Genomic DNA, 16,485 nt, shown 5'->3' with positions numbered 1-16,485 from the left:
CTGTTAGACCCTCACGCCACGAGGCACCTCATGATCCGCGAAGAATTCCTGCGTTTGGCCGCTGCCGGCTATAACCGTATCCCCCTGGCCTGCGAAACCCTGGCCGACTTCGACACGCCACTGTCGATCTACCTGAAGCTGGCCGACCAGCCCAACTCCTACCTGCTGGAGTCGGTACAGGGCGGCGAGAAATGGGGCCGTTACTCGATCATCGGCCTGCCATGCCGCACTGTGCTGCGGGTGCACGACCATCATGTGAGCATCACCCATGATGGTGTCGAGATCGAAAGTCATGAGGTCGAAGACCCGCTGGCCTTCGTCGAAGCCTTCAAGGCGCGCTACAACGTGCCGACCATCCCTGGCCTGCCGCGCTTCAACGGCGGCCTGGTGGGGTACTTCGGCTATGACTGCGTGCGCTATGTGGAAAAACGCCTGGGCAAATGCCCGAACCCGGACCCGCTGGGCGTGCCGGACATTCTGCTGATGGTCTCCGACGCGGTGGTGGTGTTCGACAACCTCGCCGGCAAGATGCACGCGATCGTGCTCGCCGACCCGTCCCAGGCCGACGCCTTCGAGCAAGGCCAGGCCAGCCTCGAAGCGCTGCTGGAAAAGCTGCGCCAGCCGATCACCCCGCGTCGCGGCCTGGACCTCAGCCGTCCGCCGGCGGCTGATCCGGTGTTCCGCTCCAGCTTTACCCAGGATGACTATGAGCGCGCGGTCGATACCATCAAGGAATACATCCTCGCCGGTGACTGCATGCAGGTGGTGCCGTCGCAACGCATGTCCATCGACTTCAAGGCGGCGCCCATCGACCTGTACCGGGCGCTGCGCTGCTTCAACCCGACGCCGTACATGTACTTCTTCAACTTTGGCGACTTCCACGTAGTGGGCAGCTCGCCGGAGGTGCTGGTGCGTGTCGAGGACAACCTGATCACCGTGCGCCCGATTGCCGGCACACGCCCGCGTGGCGCGACCGAAGAAGCGGATCTGGCGCTCGAAGAAGACCTGCTCAGCGACGACAAGGAAATCGCCGAACACCTGATGCTGATCGACCTGGGTCGTAACGACACCGGGCGTGTCTCGGAAATCGGCTCGGTGAAGTTGACCGAGAAGATGGTCATTGAGCGTTATTCCAACGTGATGCACATCGTGTCCAACGTCACCGGCGAGTTAAAAGCCGGGCTGACTGCGATGGACGCGTTGCGGGCGATTCTGCCGGCGGGCACCTTGTCGGGGGCGCCGAAGATCCGCGCGATGGAAATCATCGACGAACTGGAACCGGTCAAGCGCGGTGTCTATGGCGGCGCCGTGGGGTATTTCGCCTGGAACGGCAACATGGACACCGCCATTGCGATTCGCACGGCGGTGATCAAGGACGGGGAGCTGCACGTGCAGGCCGGTGGTGGGATTGTCGCCGACTCGGTGCCGGCCCTCGAATGGGAAGAAACCCTGAACAAGCGCCGCGCGATGTTCCGCGCCGTAGCGCTGGCTGAACAGACCCCCAATTCTTGAGGTTTCCCCCATGTTGCTGATGATTGATAACTACGATTCCTTTACCTACAACGTTGTGCAGTACCTGGGGGAGCTGGGCGCCGAGGTCAAGGTGGTTCGCAATGACGAACTGACCGTGGCCGAAATCGCTGCCCTGAACCCGGAGCGCATCGTGGTTTCTCCGGGCCCCTGCACGCCGACCGAGGCGGGTGTCTCCCTCGAGGCCATCAAGTACTTCGCCGGCAAGCTGCCGATCCTGGGCGTTTGCCTGGGCCATCAATCCATCGGCCAGGCCTTTGGCGGTGATGTGGTGCGCGCGCGCCAGGTGATGCACGGCAAGACCAGCCCGGTATTCCATAAAGACCTGGGCGTATTCCAGGCACTCAACAACCCGGTGACCGTGACCCGCTACCACTCGCTGGTGGTCAAGCGCGAAACCCTGCCGGAATGCCTGGAGCTGACCGCCTGGACCCAACTGGAAGACGGCTCCGTCGACGAGATCATGGGCCTGCGTCACAAGACACTGAATATCGAAGGGGTGCAGTTTCATCCTGAATCGATCCTGACCGAGCAGGGCTACGAGCTGTTCGCCAACTTTCTCAAGCAGAGCGGCGGCACGCGCTAAGGACTTTCCATGGATATCAAGACTGCCCTGAGCCGTATCGTCGGCCATCTGGACCTGAGCACCGCTGAAATGAGCGATGTGATGCGCGAAATCATGACCGGTCAATGCACCGATGCGCAGATTGGCGCCTTCATGATGGCGATGCGCATGAAGAGCGAAAGCATCGACGAGATCGTCGGCGCTGTATCGGTGATGCGTGAGCTGGCGGACAAGGTCGAGCTCAAGACCCTCGACGGCGTGGTCGACGTGGTCGGCACCGGCGGTGACGGTGCGAACATCTTCAACGTCTCGACGGCCTCTTCCTTTGTGGTGGCGGCGGCGGGTTGCACCGTGGCCAAGCACGGTAACCGCGCGGTGTCCGGCAAGAGCGGCAGTGCCGATCTGCTGGAAGCGGCCGGCATCTACCTGAACCTCACGCCGGTACAAGTGGCGCGCTGCATCGACAACGTCGGCATCGGCTTTATGTTTGCCCAGTCCCATCATGGTGCAATGAAGCACGCCGCCGGCCCGCGCAAAGACCTGGGCCTGCGTACCCTGTTCAACATGCTCGGCCCGCTTACGAATCCGGCCGGTGTGAAGCACCAAGTGGTGGGCGTGTTCAGCCAGGCACTGTGCCGGCCATTGGCTGAAGTGCTGCAACGCATGGGCAGCAAGCATGTGCTGGTGGTGCACTCCAAAGACGGCCTGGACGAGTTCAGCCTGGCCGCGCCAACGTTTGTGGCGGAGCTGAAGGATGACCAAATCACCGAATACTGGGTCGAACCGGAAGACTTGGGCATGAAGAGCCAGAGCCTGCACGGCCTGGCGGTGGAAAGCCCGGCGGCGTCCCTGGAGCTGATTCGCGATGCCCTGGGGCGTCGTAAGACCGAGAACGGTCAAAAAGCTGCGGAAATGATTGTTCTGAATGCTGGCGCGGCACTTTACGCAGCCGATCATGCCTATAGTCTTAAGGAAGGTGTCGAATTGGCCCACGATGCGCTGCACACCGGTCTGGCTCGTGAAAAGCTCGAAGAGCTGGGAGCATTCACCGCTGTATTCAAGATGGAGAATGAAGGATGAGTGTGCCGACCGTTCTGGAAAAAATCCTGGCCCGCAAGGCTGAAGAAGTCGCCGAACGCCGTTCCCGTGTGAGCCTGGCCGAGTTGGAGGCCCAAGCGAAAGCCGCTGATGCGCCACGTGGATTTGCCAAGGCACTGATTGCCCAGGCCAAGCTCAAGCAGCCGGCCGTGATCGCCGAGATCAAGAAAGCTTCGCCGAGCAAGGGCGTGATTCGCGAAAACTTTGTACCGGCGGAAATCGCCGTCAGCTACGAGAAGGGCGGGGCGACTTGCCTGTCGGTACTCACTGACATCGATTTTTTCCAGGGTTCCGACCTGTTCCTGCAGCAGGCCCGCGCGGCCTGCAAGTTGCCGGTGATCCGCAAGGATTTCATGGTCGATCCGTACCAGATCGTTGAAGCCCGTGCCTTGGGCGCCGACTGTGTGTTGTTGATCGTCTCCGCATTGGATGACGTGAAGATGGCCGAGCTGGCGGCCGTGGCCAAAAGCGTTGGCCTGGATGTGCTGGTGGAAGTGCACGACGGCGATGAGCTGGAGCGCGCGCTGAAAACCCTCGACACACCGCTGGTGGGGGTCAACAACCGTAACCTGCACACCTTCGAAGTCAGCCTGGAAAACACCCTCGACCTGCTGCCGCGTATTCCGCGCGATCGCCTGGTGATTACCGAAAGTGGCATCGTCAACCGTGCCGATGTGGAGCTGATGGAAATCAGTGACGTTTATTCGTTCCTGGTGGGTGAGACCTTCATGCGTGCCGAGAACCCGGGGGCGGAACTGCAGCGTCTGTTCTTCCCGGAGCGTGGCGTGGCGGTCAGTGGTTCCACTCTCGATTGATTTGAAATGCGATCAACGTGTGGGAGGGGGCTTGCCCCGATGGCGGCGATTCAGTTGGAGCATCCTTGACTGACATACCGCTATCGGGGCAAGCCCCCTCCCACATTTGGGTTTGTATTTATTCAGATAGGTAGGTGCCCATTGATCCAGCCAGTGTCGATGCGTGTTGAAGCAGGCCTTGCCGCCGAGCAAGCCTTGCTGGCCGCCGTTTGCGCGGGTGAGCAGGCGTTTGGGTTGTTGTTCTGGCAGCCCAGCGATCAGGCATTGGTGATGCCACGCCGCTTGAGCCGATTGCCTGCTTTCGATGTCGCCAGCCGCGTGTCTGCGGATGCCGGTTGGCCGGTGCTCTTGCGCGAAACCGGCGGCGAACCGGTGCCGCAGTCCAGCGCCACGGTCAATATCGCCCTGGTCTACGCTCCGCCGCGCAGTGAGGGTGATCAAGGTCGCATCGAAACCGGTTACCAGCGTCTATGCCAGCCGATCTGCGATTTACTTATCGAGTTGGGCGGCGATGCCTCCGTCGGGGAAATCGATGGTGCATTCTGCGACGGTCGTTACAACGTCAACCTCAACGGGCGCAAAATGGTCGGCACTGCCCAGCGCTGGCGGCAAGGCGGGGGCCGCCCGGTGGGGTTGGTGCACGGTGCGTTGTTGCTGGATAACGATCGTGAAGAACTCATCGCGGCGGTCAACCGCTTCAACCAAGCCTGCGGCCTGGAGCAACGGGTTCGCGCCGACAGCCATATTGCCCTGCACGAAGCCTTCCCCGCGCCGGACGCAATCAGCCGGCTGGACAGCTTGTACCGTCAAATGCTGGCCAGTTTCCTGCCGGCTTAACGGGTACCGAACACCACCATCGTCTTGCCTTTGACGTGCACCAGGTTGCGCTCTTCAAGATCCTTGAGCACGCGGCCGACCATCTCCCGTGAACAACCGACAATGCGCCCGATTTCCTGGCGGGTGATCTTGATCTGCATGCCGTCGGGGTGAGTCATTGCATCGGGCTGCTTGCACAGTTCCAGCAGGCAACGGGCCACACGCCCGGTGACATCGAAGAACGCCAGGTCGCCAACCTTACGCGTAGTGTCTCGCAGGCGCTGGGCGATCTGACCACTGAGGGCGTAGAGAATATCGGGGTCCTGCTGGGCGAGTTCGCGAAACTTTGTGTAACTGATCTCGGCCACTTCGCACTCGACCTTGGTCCGCACCCAGGCGCTGCGCTCCTGCTCCTTGCCTGCTTGTTCAAACAGCCCCAGCTCGCCGAAAAAATCCCCTGTGTTCAGGTAGGCGATGATCATTTCGCGGCCGTCTTCATCCTCGATCAGGATGGTGACTGAGCCCTTGATAATGAAAAACAGGGTTTCGGAGCGCTCACCGGCGCAGATGATGTTGTGCTTGGCGGGGTGGCGCCGGCGCTGGCAGTGCATCAGCAACTTGTCGAGATTCTTGATCTTGGGTATGGGCGTAAGAGCAACCATGGTTGTATCCCGAAAGGCAGCGCGAGGTGGTTGGAGTTGTTGTACTCAGCGGTATCGGCATTGATACACGTTGTATGAAGGGTGGCAATACGCCACTCCTTTGGCGCCAGCTTAACAGACACATTCTGACTCGATTAGCGAATTTTCCGAGTCAGCTCCGTTATTGATCGCTTTGATGGGAAGCGCGGTTGCGCCCGGGCCCTGTGCTAAGCTGGCGACCCTTTTTTAGCAGTGGAGTCTGGGCGATGAAGGCACGCATCCAATGGGCGGGCGAAGCCATGTTCCTCGGTGAGTCGGGCAGTGGCCATGTTGTGGTCATGGATGGCCCGCCGGAAGCCGGTGGCCGTAACCTGGGCGTACGCCCGATGGAAATGCTCCTGCTTGGCGTGGGCGGTTGCAGCAATTTCGACGTGGTCAGCATCCTGAAAAAATCCCGCCAGGCCGTGGAAAGTTGTGAAGCCTTCCTGGAAGCCGAGCGCGCCACTGAAGATCCCAAGGTGTTTACCAAGATCCACATGCATTTCGTGGTGAAGGGCCGGGCGTTGAAAGAAGCCCAGGTCAAGCGCGCCATCGAGCTGTCGGCCGAGAAGTATTGCTCAGCGTCGATCATGCTCGGCGCGGCCGGTGTGGCCATCACCCATGATTACGAGATCATCGAGTTGGGTTGACCGCCAATCTGCAAAAGAAAAGGGCGCTTCGATAGCGCCCTTTTTTGCAGCCGCAGGTTTCGTCAGATGCGGTAAGTGCTTTTGGTCATGACCTTGGCCAGCAGGCTCATGCCGAATCGCACTGGCGCCGGGAAGCGGAAACCGCCGGCATCCAATGCACTTTCGGCGTGGTGCGCTTCATCGATACGCATCTGCTCAAGAATTGCGCGGGACTTTTCGTCGTCGGCCGGCAATTGTTCCAGGTGTTCATCCAGGTGCTTGCACACTTGATGCTCAGTCGCGGCGACAAAACCGAGGCTGACCTTGTCGCTGATCAGGCCGGCAGCCGCGCCGATGCCGAATGACAAACCGTAAAACAGCGGGTTGAGCACGCTGGGATGGCTCCCCAACTGGCGAATACGTTGCTCGCACCAGGCCAGGTGATCGATTTCTTCCTCGGCCGCATGCTCCATGGCTGCGCGCACCTGCGGCAGCTTGGCGGTCAGGGCCTGGCCTTGGTACAGCGCCTGGGCGCAGACCTCGCCGGTATGGTTGATGCGCATCAGGCCGGCCACATGACGGGTTTCGGTCTCGCTCATCTGCGCATCAGGCTGCACGATGGCGGGCGACGGGCGGTAAGGTTGGCCGCTGAAGGGCAGCAACGTGCGCATGGCCGTGTCGGCTTGCAGCAACAGACGGTCTATCGGCGAGTAGTGACGTTGGGTAGTCATGCTGACCTCCGGGAGGAATCTCGGCGGCCAGTTTACCGCAAGAGAGAGGAACGCGTTTGCCCTGAGTCAAGGGCGTGGGGTCGCAGCCTCGGACTGCGCCCCTTGTTGCGGGCTGGTTCAGCCCGGTGGCCAATTCATCTGGCGCTGACCCAGTACATGCATATGGATGTGGTAAACAGTCTGCCCGCCGTCTTCATTGCAGTTCATCACCACACGGAAACCTTTCTCACAGCCTTGTTCCACCGCCAAACGCTGGGCAGTGAACAGAATATGGCCGGCCAGGGCCTTATCGTCCTCGGTCAAGTCATTCAATGTGCGGATAGGCTTCTTCGGGATAACCAGAAAATGTACCGGCGCCTGTGGGGCAATATCGTGGAAGGCGAGGACTTGATCATCTTCGTAGATAATCTTCGCGGGTATTTCTCTGTTGATGATCTTGGTGAACAGAGTATCCACAGCTGTTTCTCCATTATGAAAGTGCAAGGTGAGTGAGTGTACTCAGGCGATCAGCGTGGGCAATAGGCCTTGTTGATGGCGCCGGCGATCTTGCGGGTCAGCCAGCGCGGGCTGAAACGCGGGCTGAAGGCCAGCCAGCGATTACGTCGACCAGGAATGATGATGGCTTTGTTTTTTTCCAATGCGCGCACGGTATAGAGCGCCACTTCTTCCGGGCTCATCAATTGCTCGCTGCGGTCGAGTCTGGCGGTGTCCATTTGCGCTGTACGGAAGAATGCGGTGCGCGTAGGACCGGGGCAAAGCACCGAGACCTTAATGCCACAGGTCTTGAGTTCTTCGCGCAAGCCTTCGGAGAAATGCAGCACATAGGCCTTGCTGGCGTAGTAGCTGCTCATCCACGGGCCGGGTTGGAACGCGGCGACCGAGGCAACGTTGAGAATCTGCCCGCCACCGTGCAGCGCCATGCTATTGCCCAAGGCGTGACACATGCGGGTGAGGGCAAGGATGTTGACTTCGATGAGGTCCTGCTCGGTCATCCAGTCCTGGGCCAGGAATGGCCCGCTGGTGCCAATGCCGGCGCAGTTCACCAGCAAGTCGATCTGCCGCTCGCCTTCTTCCAGCTCCAGCAGGAACCCGGACAAGCGCAATGGCTCGCCCAGGTCGCATGCCCGAAACAGCACCTCGACGCCGAAGCGTTGGGTCAATTCGATTGCAATGCTTTCCAACTGATCACGCTGGCGGGCCACCAGAATCAAGCTGCGGCCGCGACGGGCCAGGGCTTCGGCCAAAGCCAGGCCGATGCCGCTGGAGGCACCGGTGATCAGAGCGTAACGGGTCATGCCTTTCTCCATCGCAACGCGCCGCGCCTGGGATGGAGGCATCACAGGCGCGGCGCGTTTCTTTACTGTTCTGGAGAGTCTACAGGTTCGGCTGCGTCGTCAGCACTTTGCGCATCTTCTTCATCGACGATCACGCTTTGATCGGCGTCTTCATCGGAGGTGATGGAGCTGCTTTCGTAGCTGCTGTCCACGTTGGTTTCGAGTTGATCCAGGTAGCCGTTCATGCCCAGCGACACCACGATGATGAGCATCAGCGGGATGAATGCCAGCCACAGTGAGGCCAGGACCTTCACCGCGGTGGAGTTGCGCGGTGGCGGTGCGCCGTACTGGTTGGCGCCGGTGTTACCTGGCATTACCAACAGCAGCAGCGGGAAAATACTGTTCACCAGCGGTACCAGGTTCAGCAGGTACAACCAGCCGGACCAGCCCAGATCGTGCAGGCGCTGCACGCCGATCTGCACGCTGACGACCACAACCGCGACGAACAGCGCGAAGCCCAGCAGCGAGCCGAGGATAATGGCTATGGTCGGTGACGCGGTCGCGATGGCAAAGCCCACAGTACTGAGGATGCCGGCTGCGACGAGCATGGCGACGGTCAGTACCAGCGTCCATGCCAGGTACCGCAGACGACCAATACGGCCATTGATGGTGAAGACCTTGAGGGTGGCGTATTCCGGCAGGCTTTCACCTACGGCGGCACGCGGTGGTGCGTACGGCGAAGCCGCAGGACGGGAGAAGTCCGCTGCGCCGGAATCTGTTTCGTGGGTTTCGGCAAGGCTGAAGGCTACGGGCTGTTCGGCCTCGATACGCGCGTCCACCCCGGCGTTTTTCAGCGCGGTGAGGTAGGTTTCGGCGTCGGGGCGGGACAGGTCGCGTTTCAGTGCAACAACGCGGCCGGTGAAGAGTTTCTCGATGTCCTCGACCGTGCTCTTGAACAGTTCAGCCAGGTTCAGCTTGGCTGTGGTGCTTTCGACACCCGGGAGCAAGGCCCCATCAAACACAATCTTGAAACGGTTATCGCTCATGCGGGCATCCTTGTCACTGAATCAGTGGAGTAGTGCAGGCCTGCTCGATCGGCAGGCCTTGCGGTTGGGTCAGCGTGGCCAGCGCAACTGTGTCGCCTGTTCGCGCGCCTTGCGGTATTCGGCATCCAGGCGGGCAACGAGTTCATCGACGCCGGGTAAATCATTAATCTCACCGACACCTTGGCCTGCAGACCATACGGTCTTCCAGGCCTTGGCTTCGTCGCTCAGCGGCTTGAGCTTGGAGCCGAAGTTTACTTCGCCTTTGCCCTGCAGGGCAGCGAGGTCGAAACCGGCATTTTCCAGGCTCTGGCGCATAAAGCTTGCGGGCACGCCGGAGACCGCGGGAGTGTGCACGATGTCGGCGGCGCGTGATGTGAGCAGCATCTCTTTATACGCATCCGGGGCGTGGCTTTCGGTGGTACCGATAAAACGTGTGCCGAAATACGCCAGGTCTGCCCCCAGTAACTGGGCGGCGAGTATCTCATGGCCGTGGTTCAGGCAGCCGGCCAGCAGCAGGGTCTTGTCGAAGAATTGGCGAATTTCTGCGATCAGCGAAAACGGGCTCCAGGTACCGGCATGGCCACCGGCGCCTGCGGCCACGGCGATCAGGCCGTCGACACCGGCTTCAGCGGCCTTTTCGGCATGGCGCCGGGTAGTGACGTCATGAAACACCAGGCCGCCGTAGCTGTGCACGGCATCTACCAGTTCTTTCACTGCGCCCAGGCTGGTGATCACGATTGGCACCTTGTGCTCGACGCAGATCGCCAGGTCCGCCTGCAGGCGAGGGTTGCTGTTATGCACGATCAGATTGACGGCGTAGGGCGCAGGATTGTCCAACTGCGCCAGGCCCGCTTCGATTTCCTCCAGCCAGGCCTTGAAGCCACTGCTCTCGCGCTGGTTGAGCGCCGGGAAACTGCCGACTACCCCATTGCGGCAGCAGGCCAGCACCAATTGCGGATTGGAAATCAGGAACATCGGCGCAGCCACCACTGGCAGGCGCAGACGTTGTTCAAGCAGAGCGGGCAGCGACATTGGAGGTACCCCGAGTAATTGAAGTTAGAACGGTTTGACCACGACCAAAATTACGATAGCCAGCAATATCAGAACCGGGACTTCATTGAACCAGCGATAAAAGACATGGCTGCGGGTGTTTTCGCCACGGGCGAAATGTTTTACCTGCGCGCCGCACATATGGTGGTAGCCAATCAGGAACACTACCAAGGTCAACTTGGCGTGGATCCAGGCGCCCGATTGAAAGATGCCGGGGTTAAGGGCTATCAGCCAGATACCGAACACCAGGCTGGCCAGCATCGCCGGGCCCATGATGCCGCGGTAGAGCTTGCGCTCCATGACGCTGAAGCGTTCCTTGCTGACAGTGTCCTCGCTTTGAGCGTGGTAGACGAACAGGCGCGGCAGGTAGAACAGCCCGGCAAACCAGCAGACGATGCTGACGATATGGAAGGCTTTGACCCATAGATAAAGCATTTTTAGTTATTCCCAGGTTCACGGTAGCGCAGATAGTAGTGGCTCATGCGCCCATACGTCACGTTGACGGTTGTCGCAGGACGATACGGCCCCTATTATCGACGGCTTTCCAGTGGGTTCGTTGAGGGCAGGTTTATGGTCAAGGTCGGTATCGTCGGCGGCACGGGTTACACCGGTGTCGAATTGCTGCGTCTGTTGGCTCAGCATCCGCAAGCTGAGGTGGTGGTCATTACCTCTCGATCCGAGGCCGGCCTGGCCGTGGCCGATATGTACCCGAACCTGCGAGGCCACTACGACGGCCTGGCGTTCAGCGTTCCGGACATCAATACCCTTGGCGCCTGCGATGTGGTGTTCTTTGCCACTCCCCATGGCGTTGCCCATGCGTTGGCTGGCGAACTGCTGGCCGCTGGCACCAAGGTCATCGACCTGTCGGCGGACTTCCGCCTGCAAGACGCCGACGAATGGGCCAAGTGGTACGGCCAGCCTCACGGTGCACCGGAACTGTTGGAAGAGGCGGTGTACGGCCTGCCGGAAGTCAATCGGGAGCAGATCAAGCAGGCGCGCCTGATCGCCGTGCCGGGTTGCTATCCGACGGCGACGCAACTGGGCTTTCTGCCGTTGCTCGAGGCCGGGCTGGCGGATGCTTCGCGCCTGATCGCAGACTGTAAGTCGGGTGTCAGCGGCGCCGGTCGTGGAGCAGCGGTAGGTTCCCTGTACTCCGAGACGTCGGAAAGCATGAAGGCTTACGCAGTAAAAGGGCATCGCCATCTGCCAGAGATTCGTCAGGGGCTGCGTCGCGCCGCTGGCAAAGACGTGGGCCTGACCTTCGTGCCACACCTGACGCCGATGATTCGTGGCATTCATTCCACGTTGTACGCCACAGTGGTCGATCGTTCGGTAGACCTGCAGGCGCTGTTTGAAAAGCGTTATGCCAACGAGCCGTTCGTCGATGTAATGCCTGCTGGCAGCCATCCGGAAACCCGCAGCGTGCGAGGCGCTAATGTGTGCCGGATTGCAGTGCATCGTCCGCAGGATGGTGACCTGGTGGTGGTGTTGTCGGTGATCGATAACCTCGTCAAGGGCGCGTCGGGCCAGGCGGTGCAGAACATGAACATCCTGTTTGGCCTGGATGAAAAGCTGGGTCTGTCCCACGCCGGCATGCTGCCTTAAAACGATTTATGGACTGCGCAAAAGGCCCGTTGATCGGGCCTTTTGTGTTTCTAATGGCGGCGATGCAGATTGATATACCGTAACAATAGTTGACCGCTTTTCTAGGAGAAGCGGATAATGCCTGCCATTACGCATATGACGGCGCTACGCCGGGAGATTATCAGCATGAGCGTTGAATCCTTCACCCCCACGGCTTTGCAATTTACCCACGGTGCTGCGCACAAGGTAAAGAGCCTGGTCGATGAAGAGGGTAATGATCGCTTGAAGCTGCGCGTATTCGTTACGGGCGGCGGTTGTTCAGGGTTTCAGTACGGTTTCACCTTCGATGAAGATGTGGCTGACGATGACACCATCGTTGAGCGCGAGGGCGTTAGCCTGGTCGTGGACCCGATGAGCTTCCAATACTTGGCAGGCGCCGAGGTGGATTACCAGGAGGGTTTGGAGGGTTCGCGTTTCGTGATCAAGAACCCTAACGCGACCACCACCTGTGGTTGCGGCTCTTCGTTCTCGATCTGATCTACAACGAATAAAAACGCCGCTTGGCTTTGATCGGCCAAGCGGCGTTTTGCTGTCTGCGGTTCTGGCGAGGTGTTCGTCAGGCGGGGTAGATCGCGCCAAGTACCCTTAGCCCGCGTGCGCCGGTGACACTGGGCCGGTTGGCGGCAATGCCTTCCAGGCAGCAGTGAGCCAGCCACGCGAAAGCCATGGCTTCGACCCAGTCCGGGTCTACGCCGTAGGTGGCGGTGCTACTGACTTGAGTGGATGGCAACAACGCGGCCAGACGATTCATCATTGTGGTGTTATGGGCGCCGCCGCCACAGACGAGTAACGTTTCTGTCTCGGGCTGCGCGGTTTGCAGGGCCTCGACGATGGTCAGGACGCTCAGTTCCAGCAGGCTGGCCTGTACGTCCTGGGGGGCAAAGGCGGGCAGACGGCCAAGATGCCGGTGCAGCCACTCGAGGTTGAACACTTCACGGCCGGTGCTTTTCGGGCCTTTGGTCAGGAAGAATGGATCGCTGAGTAGGGCCGTGAGTAGTTGAGGTTCGACCTTGCCACTACCCGCCCACAGCCCATCACGGTCAAAATGTTCGCCGCGCTGCTGTTGAATCCAGGCGTCCAGCAGCACATTGCCTGGGCCGCAGTCGAAGCCGGCTACGGGCCTCCCGGTTTCGATCAGGCTGAGATTGCTGAAGCCCCCAATATTCAATACTGCACGGCTGCCAGTGCTTTCGCCAAACAACGCTTCATGAAAGGCGGGCACCAGAGGCGCGCCCTGGCCGCCAGCGGCAACGTCGCGGCTGCGGAAGTCGCTGACTACGCTGATGCCCGTCAGCTCCGCAAGCAATGCCGGGTTGCCGATCTGCACGGTAAAGCCTCGGGCGGGTTCATGACGGATGGTCTGGCCATGGCTGCCGATCGCGCGTATGTCTTGAGGCTTGAGGTTGTGCTGGTCGAGCACCGTGTGAATGCCGTGGGCGGCGAGTGTGACCCAATGCTGCTGGGCTATCGCTGAGCGGGCAATCTCATCCGGGCCGCTGGCGCACAGGCTTAACAGCTCTGCGCGCAGGGTGTCCGGCATCGGTGTGTAGTGGGTGGCGATCAGATTGACCGCCGAATCTTGTTCGATCAGGGCGATATCCAGGCCATCGAGGCTGGTCCCGGACATTACACCTATATAGAGCGGCATACCCTAACGCTTCGCCGAAGCAAGCAGGGTGGAGCGCTCCTGGTCCATGCGCGCCATCAGCGGCTGGCTCTGTTGCATAAAGCGTGCGCGCTCGGCCTTGGCAATCGGGTCGGCCATCGGCAGTTTCTGGCCCAATGGGTCAACGTGCACACCATTGACCTGGAACTCATAGTGCAAGTGCGGGCCGGTGGACAGGCCGGTGGTGCCGATATAACCGATTACTTGGCCTTGCTTCACATTGCCGCCGGTTTTCACGCCCTTGGCGAAACCTTGCATATGGCCATACAGGGTGCGGTAGGTGTTGCCGTGCTGGATGATCACCGTGTTGCCGTAGCCACCGCGGCGCCCTGCGAGCAGGACCTTGCCATCGCCGGCCGCCTTGATAGGCGTACCGCGTGGGGCGGCATAGTCGACGCCTTTGTGGGCGCGGATTTTGTTCAGAATTGGATGCTTGCGACCCATGGAGAAACGCGAGCTAATACGAGCGAAATCCACCGGAGTTCGGATGAAGGCCTTGCGCATGCTGTTGCCGTCGGCGGTGTAGTAGCTGCTGTTGCCTTGCTTGTTGGTGTAACGCACTGCGGTGTAGGTCTTGCCACGGTTGGTGAAGCGTGCGGAGAGAATGTTGCCGGTGCCGACTACTTTGCCGTTGGCGACTTTCTGCTCGTAGATCACGTCGAATTCATCACCCTGGCGGATGTCCTGGGCGAAGTCGATGTCGTAGCCAAACACGCTGGCCATGTCCATGGTCATGCTATGGGACAAGCCAGCGCGCGCGGCAGATTGCGACAGTGAGCTGTTGATCACGCCGTGAACGTAGGCAGAGCGCATGACTGGCTTGGTGGTAATACGGTTGAAGGCAAAGCCTTTGGCGCCCTTGGTCAGGGAGATGCTCTCGAGGTCACTGACGCTGGTGTGCAGGTTGTTCAACTGACCGTCTGGTGTCAGTTCGAATTCCAGTTTCTGGCCGTGTTTGAGCTGGGTGAATTGCTTGGCTTGCTTATCGCTGGCCAGTACATCGTTAACGGTGGCTGCGGGAAGGCCTACCTTCTCGAACAGGGTCGAAAGCGTATCGCCTTTCGCCACGATCACTTCGCGGTGTTGAGGGTTCTTAGCAGCGTCTACTACGGTTTTTTTCTGTTCTTGAACGGCTTGCTGGGTATCTTCCGGCGTGTTTTCGATCTGGGCAAACGGCGATTCAGTGGGAGCATTTGTGGCTTGTTGGGCGTCGGAAGCGTCTTGATCTTGTGTCAGTTGTTCAACCGGACTCTCCAAGTCAAGGCTCAGGGATGTTCGTTTGGCTTCTACGTCACTGGAAGGGAATACCAGGAGTGCCAGGCTGAGAAGAGCGGCGATACCACTTGCTGCAAGCAGGTGGGTCTTCGGGTAAAGCGGCGGCGCTTTAGACGGTTCAGTGGTCATAGGTAATTTTGACTTTGAAGATGAAATGGAAAAGATGAATGACATGATGAAGATGAAATAACTGTATAAAATATAACCAAATCATCTGTGGCGCAAGCTCGCGAACGCTGGGCTTGCTGAACGGTGTCCGTGCGCAGGGCAAAACTTGTAATTAGTCCCTGATCTTGTATGGTTGGTTCCCTTTTGAATCTGAGCCTTGCGGGTCTGTTATGAAGTCGGTTGAAGAACAGCTAGCGCTGATAAAACGTGGTGCGGAAGAACTGTTGGTCGAGGCCGAGCTGATCGAAAAGCTCAAGCGTGGCCAACCCCTGCGTATTAAGGCTGGCTTCGATCCGACGGCGCCGGACCTGCACCTGGGTCATACCGTGCTTATTAATAAGCTGCGTCAGTTCCAGGAGCTGGGGCATCAGGTGATCTTCCTTATAGGTGATTTCACCGGGATGATCGGCGATCCGAGCGGTAAGAGTGCAACACGCCCGCCGCTGACCCGTGAGCAGGTTCTCGATAATGCCGAGACCTATAAGACTCAGGTGTTCAAGATTCTTGATCCGGCCAAGACCGAGGTGGCGTTTAACTCCACCTGGATGGATCAGATGGGGCCGGCGGACTTCATTCGCCTCACTTCCCAGTACACCGTGGCGCGCATGCTTGAGCGCGATGACTTCGACAAGCGCTATTCAACCAATCAACCGATCGCGATTCATGAGTTCCTGTATCCGCTGGTTCAGGGTTATGACTCGGTAGCGCTGCGCGCGGATGTTGAATTGGGTGGTACCGATCAGAAATTCAACCTGCTGATGGGGCGTGAGTTGCAGCGTGCTTATGGTCAGGAGGCTCAGTGCATCCTGACCATGCCGTTGTTGGAAGGGTTGGATGGCGTCAAGAAAATGTCCAAGTCCCTGGGCAACTATGTAGGCATCCAGGAGGCTCCGGGTGTGATGTACGGCAAGCTGGTCTCTATCCCGGATGCCTTGATGTGGCGCTACTTCGAACTGTTGAGCTTCCGCTCGATGGATGAGATCGATGCGCTGCGTGCGGATGTAGAGGCGGGCGCTAATCCGCGTGACGTGAAGATCAAGCTGGCGGAAGAGATCGTTGCGCGTTTCCATGGTGAAGAGGCTGCGGCCAGTGCTCACCGTGCAACGGGTAACCGCATGAGAGATGGCGAGCTGCCGGATGATCTACCTGAGATTGAATTGACGGCTACTGAGGCCATGCCGATTGCGGCAGTCCTTAATAAGGCGGGTTTGGTGAAGAACTCGGCGGTCGCGCGTGACCTTCTGGGGTCTGGCGGTGTGCGTATAGATGGTGAGGTGGTGGATCGCACCTTTATATACGAACTGGGTGCTACCCACGTTTGTCAGGCGGGGAAGAAGGCATTTGCGCGTATTACGCTCAAATCCGAATAAACCTGAAATTAAGTGTTGACGGCGAATTGTATCTGTCTATAATTCGCCCCACTTCCGGCGCAGTCGAAACGCAAAACTCCTTGGTAAACAAAGAGTTATGCAGAATAAGGCAGCGGATTGCTTCAGTT

18 protein-coding genes are annotated in these 16,485 nt (G+C 59.3%); 9 read left to right on the top strand and 9 right to left on the bottom strand.

Features of this window, described 5'->3' with window-relative positions:
- Nucleotides 1-30: 30 nt before the first annotated feature.
- The 5 genes from trpE to BFQ01_RS11560 all read left to right on the top strand — a co-directional run bounded on the left by trpE (nucleotide 31) and on the right by BFQ01_RS11560 (nucleotide 4,845).
- Nucleotides 31-1,512: an anthranilate synthase component I gene (trpE, locus tag BFQ01_RS11580; RefSeq protein WP_027605896.1), complete on the top strand. Its 1,482-nt coding sequence runs from the start codon at nucleotides 31-33 to the stop codon at nucleotides 1,510-1,512.
- Nucleotides 1,513-1,522: 10 nt separating this feature from the next.
- Nucleotides 1,523-2,116 carry an aminodeoxychorismate/anthranilate synthase component II gene (locus BFQ01_RS11575; RefSeq protein ID WP_065925376.1) on the top strand — a complete coding sequence of 198 codons (594 nt, stop codon included), beginning with the start codon at nucleotides 1,523-1,525 and terminating at the stop codon, nucleotides 2,114-2,116.
- Between the two features lie 9 nt (nucleotides 2,117-2,125).
- Nucleotides 2,126-3,175, top strand: coding sequence for an anthranilate phosphoribosyltransferase (trpD, locus tag BFQ01_RS11570; protein ID WP_065925375.1), 1,050 nt, complete (start codon nucleotides 2,126-2,128; stop codon nucleotides 3,173-3,175).
- Entirely contained in the window at nucleotides 3,172-4,008 is an 837-nt protein-coding gene (gene trpC / locus BFQ01_RS11565; RefSeq protein WP_065925374.1) for an indole-3-glycerol phosphate synthase TrpC, read from the top strand. The genes trpD and trpC overlap by 4 nt, the downstream gene beginning before the upstream one ends.
- A 141-nt stretch (nucleotides 4,009-4,149) precedes the next feature.
- Complete coding sequence (locus BFQ01_RS11560; protein WP_065925373.1) at nucleotides 4,150-4,845, top strand: lipoate--protein ligase family protein; 696 nt, start codon at nucleotides 4,150-4,152, stop codon at nucleotides 4,843-4,845.
- Here BFQ01_RS11560 and crp read toward each other — a convergent pair.
- On the bottom strand, nucleotides 4,842-5,486 hold the full coding sequence (gene crp / locus BFQ01_RS11555) for a cAMP-activated global transcriptional regulator CRP (protein WP_065925372.1): 645 nt from the start codon (nucleotides 5,484-5,486) through the stop codon (nucleotides 4,842-4,844). The two genes, BFQ01_RS11560 and crp, sit on opposite strands and share 4 nt — an antisense overlap.
- Before the next feature lie 245 nt (nucleotides 5,487-5,731).
- On the opposite strand from crp, the gene BFQ01_RS11550 reads away from it, so the two are divergent.
- Nucleotides 5,732-6,154 carry an OsmC family protein gene (locus BFQ01_RS11550; protein ID WP_005792019.1) on the top strand — a complete coding sequence of 141 codons (423 nt, stop codon included), beginning with the start codon at nucleotides 5,732-5,734 and terminating at the stop codon, nucleotides 6,152-6,154.
- A gap of 62 nt (nucleotides 6,155-6,216) precedes the next feature.
- On the opposite strand, the gene coq7 is transcribed toward BFQ01_RS11550, so the two are convergent.
- The 6 genes from coq7 to hemJ form a co-directional block, all read right to left on the bottom strand.
- The gene (coq7, locus tag BFQ01_RS11545; RefSeq protein WP_065925371.1) at nucleotides 6,217-6,864 is read right to left on the bottom strand and encodes a 2-polyprenyl-3-methyl-6-methoxy-1,4-benzoquinone monooxygenase; all 648 of its coding nucleotides are present in this window, start codon (nucleotides 6,862-6,864) and stop codon (nucleotides 6,217-6,219) included.
- A 117-nt stretch (nucleotides 6,865-6,981) separates the two neighbouring features.
- Nucleotides 6,982-7,320 carry a histidine triad nucleotide-binding protein gene (locus tag BFQ01_RS11540; protein ID WP_003194682.1) on the bottom strand — a complete coding sequence of 113 codons (339 nt, stop codon included), beginning with the start codon at nucleotides 7,318-7,320 and terminating at the stop codon, nucleotides 6,982-6,984.
- Between the two features lie 50 nt (nucleotides 7,321-7,370).
- Nucleotides 7,371-8,159, bottom strand: a complete 789-nt coding sequence (locus BFQ01_RS11535) for an SDR family NAD(P)-dependent oxidoreductase (RefSeq protein ID WP_065925370.1) — start codon at nucleotides 8,157-8,159, stop codon at nucleotides 7,371-7,373.
- Nucleotides 8,160-8,221: 62 nt separating this feature from the next.
- Nucleotides 8,222-9,184, bottom strand: coding sequence for a DUF805 domain-containing protein (locus BFQ01_RS11530; protein ID WP_065925369.1), 963 nt, complete (start codon nucleotides 9,182-9,184; stop codon nucleotides 8,222-8,224).
- A 69-nt stretch (nucleotides 9,185-9,253) separates the two neighbouring features.
- Nucleotides 9,254-10,216, bottom strand: a complete 963-nt coding sequence (locus tag BFQ01_RS11525; protein ID WP_065925368.1) for an NAD(P)H-dependent flavin oxidoreductase — start codon at nucleotides 10,214-10,216, stop codon at nucleotides 9,254-9,256.
- 24 nt (nucleotides 10,217-10,240) lie between these two features.
- Complete coding sequence (hemJ, locus tag BFQ01_RS11520) at nucleotides 10,241-10,669, bottom strand: protoporphyrinogen oxidase HemJ (protein ID WP_065925367.1); 429 nt, start codon at nucleotides 10,667-10,669, stop codon at nucleotides 10,241-10,243.
- A 135-nt stretch (nucleotides 10,670-10,804) separates the two neighbouring features.
- Between hemJ and argC the strand changes: the two genes are divergently transcribed.
- A complete protein-coding gene (argC, locus tag BFQ01_RS11515; protein WP_027605886.1) occupies nucleotides 10,805-11,839 on the top strand; it encodes an N-acetyl-gamma-glutamyl-phosphate reductase in 1,035 nt (344 codons plus the stop codon).
- 165 nt (nucleotides 11,840-12,004) lie between these two features.
- Nucleotides 12,005-12,355 (top strand): iron-sulfur cluster insertion protein ErpA, encoded by a 351-nt coding sequence (gene erpA, locus BFQ01_RS11510; RefSeq protein ID WP_003176443.1) that lies wholly within the window; start codon nucleotides 12,005-12,007, stop codon nucleotides 12,353-12,355.
- A 79-nt stretch (nucleotides 12,356-12,434) separates the two neighbouring features.
- On the opposite strand, the gene BFQ01_RS11505 is transcribed toward erpA, so the two are convergent.
- Together BFQ01_RS11505 and BFQ01_RS11500 are read right to left on the bottom strand one after the other, a co-directional pair.
- Nucleotides 12,435-13,526, bottom strand: coding sequence for an anhydro-N-acetylmuramic acid kinase (locus BFQ01_RS11505; RefSeq protein ID WP_065925366.1), 1,092 nt, complete (start codon nucleotides 13,524-13,526; stop codon nucleotides 12,435-12,437).
- 3 nt (nucleotides 13,527-13,529) lie between these two features.
- Nucleotides 13,530-14,948: a peptidoglycan DD-metalloendopeptidase family protein gene (locus BFQ01_RS11500; RefSeq protein ID WP_065925365.1), complete on the bottom strand. Its 1,419-nt coding sequence runs from the start codon at nucleotides 14,946-14,948 to the stop codon at nucleotides 13,530-13,532.
- A gap of 209 nt (nucleotides 14,949-15,157) precedes the next feature.
- On the opposite strand from BFQ01_RS11500, the gene tyrS reads away from it, so the two are divergent.
- A complete protein-coding gene (gene tyrS / locus BFQ01_RS11495) occupies nucleotides 15,158-16,357 on the top strand; it encodes a tyrosine--tRNA ligase (protein WP_065925364.1) in 1,200 nt (399 codons plus the stop codon).
- Nucleotides 16,358-16,485: the final 128 nt, after the last annotated feature.

The organism is Pseudomonas sp. 8 R 14, from assembly GCF_900005955.1.
Classification (GTDB): Bacteria; Pseudomonadota; Gammaproteobacteria; order Pseudomonadales; family Pseudomonadaceae; genus Aquipseudomonas; species Aquipseudomonas marginalis.
Note: the sequence above shows the minus strand (reverse complement) of the source record. Positions and strands in the feature narration are given on the sequence as shown.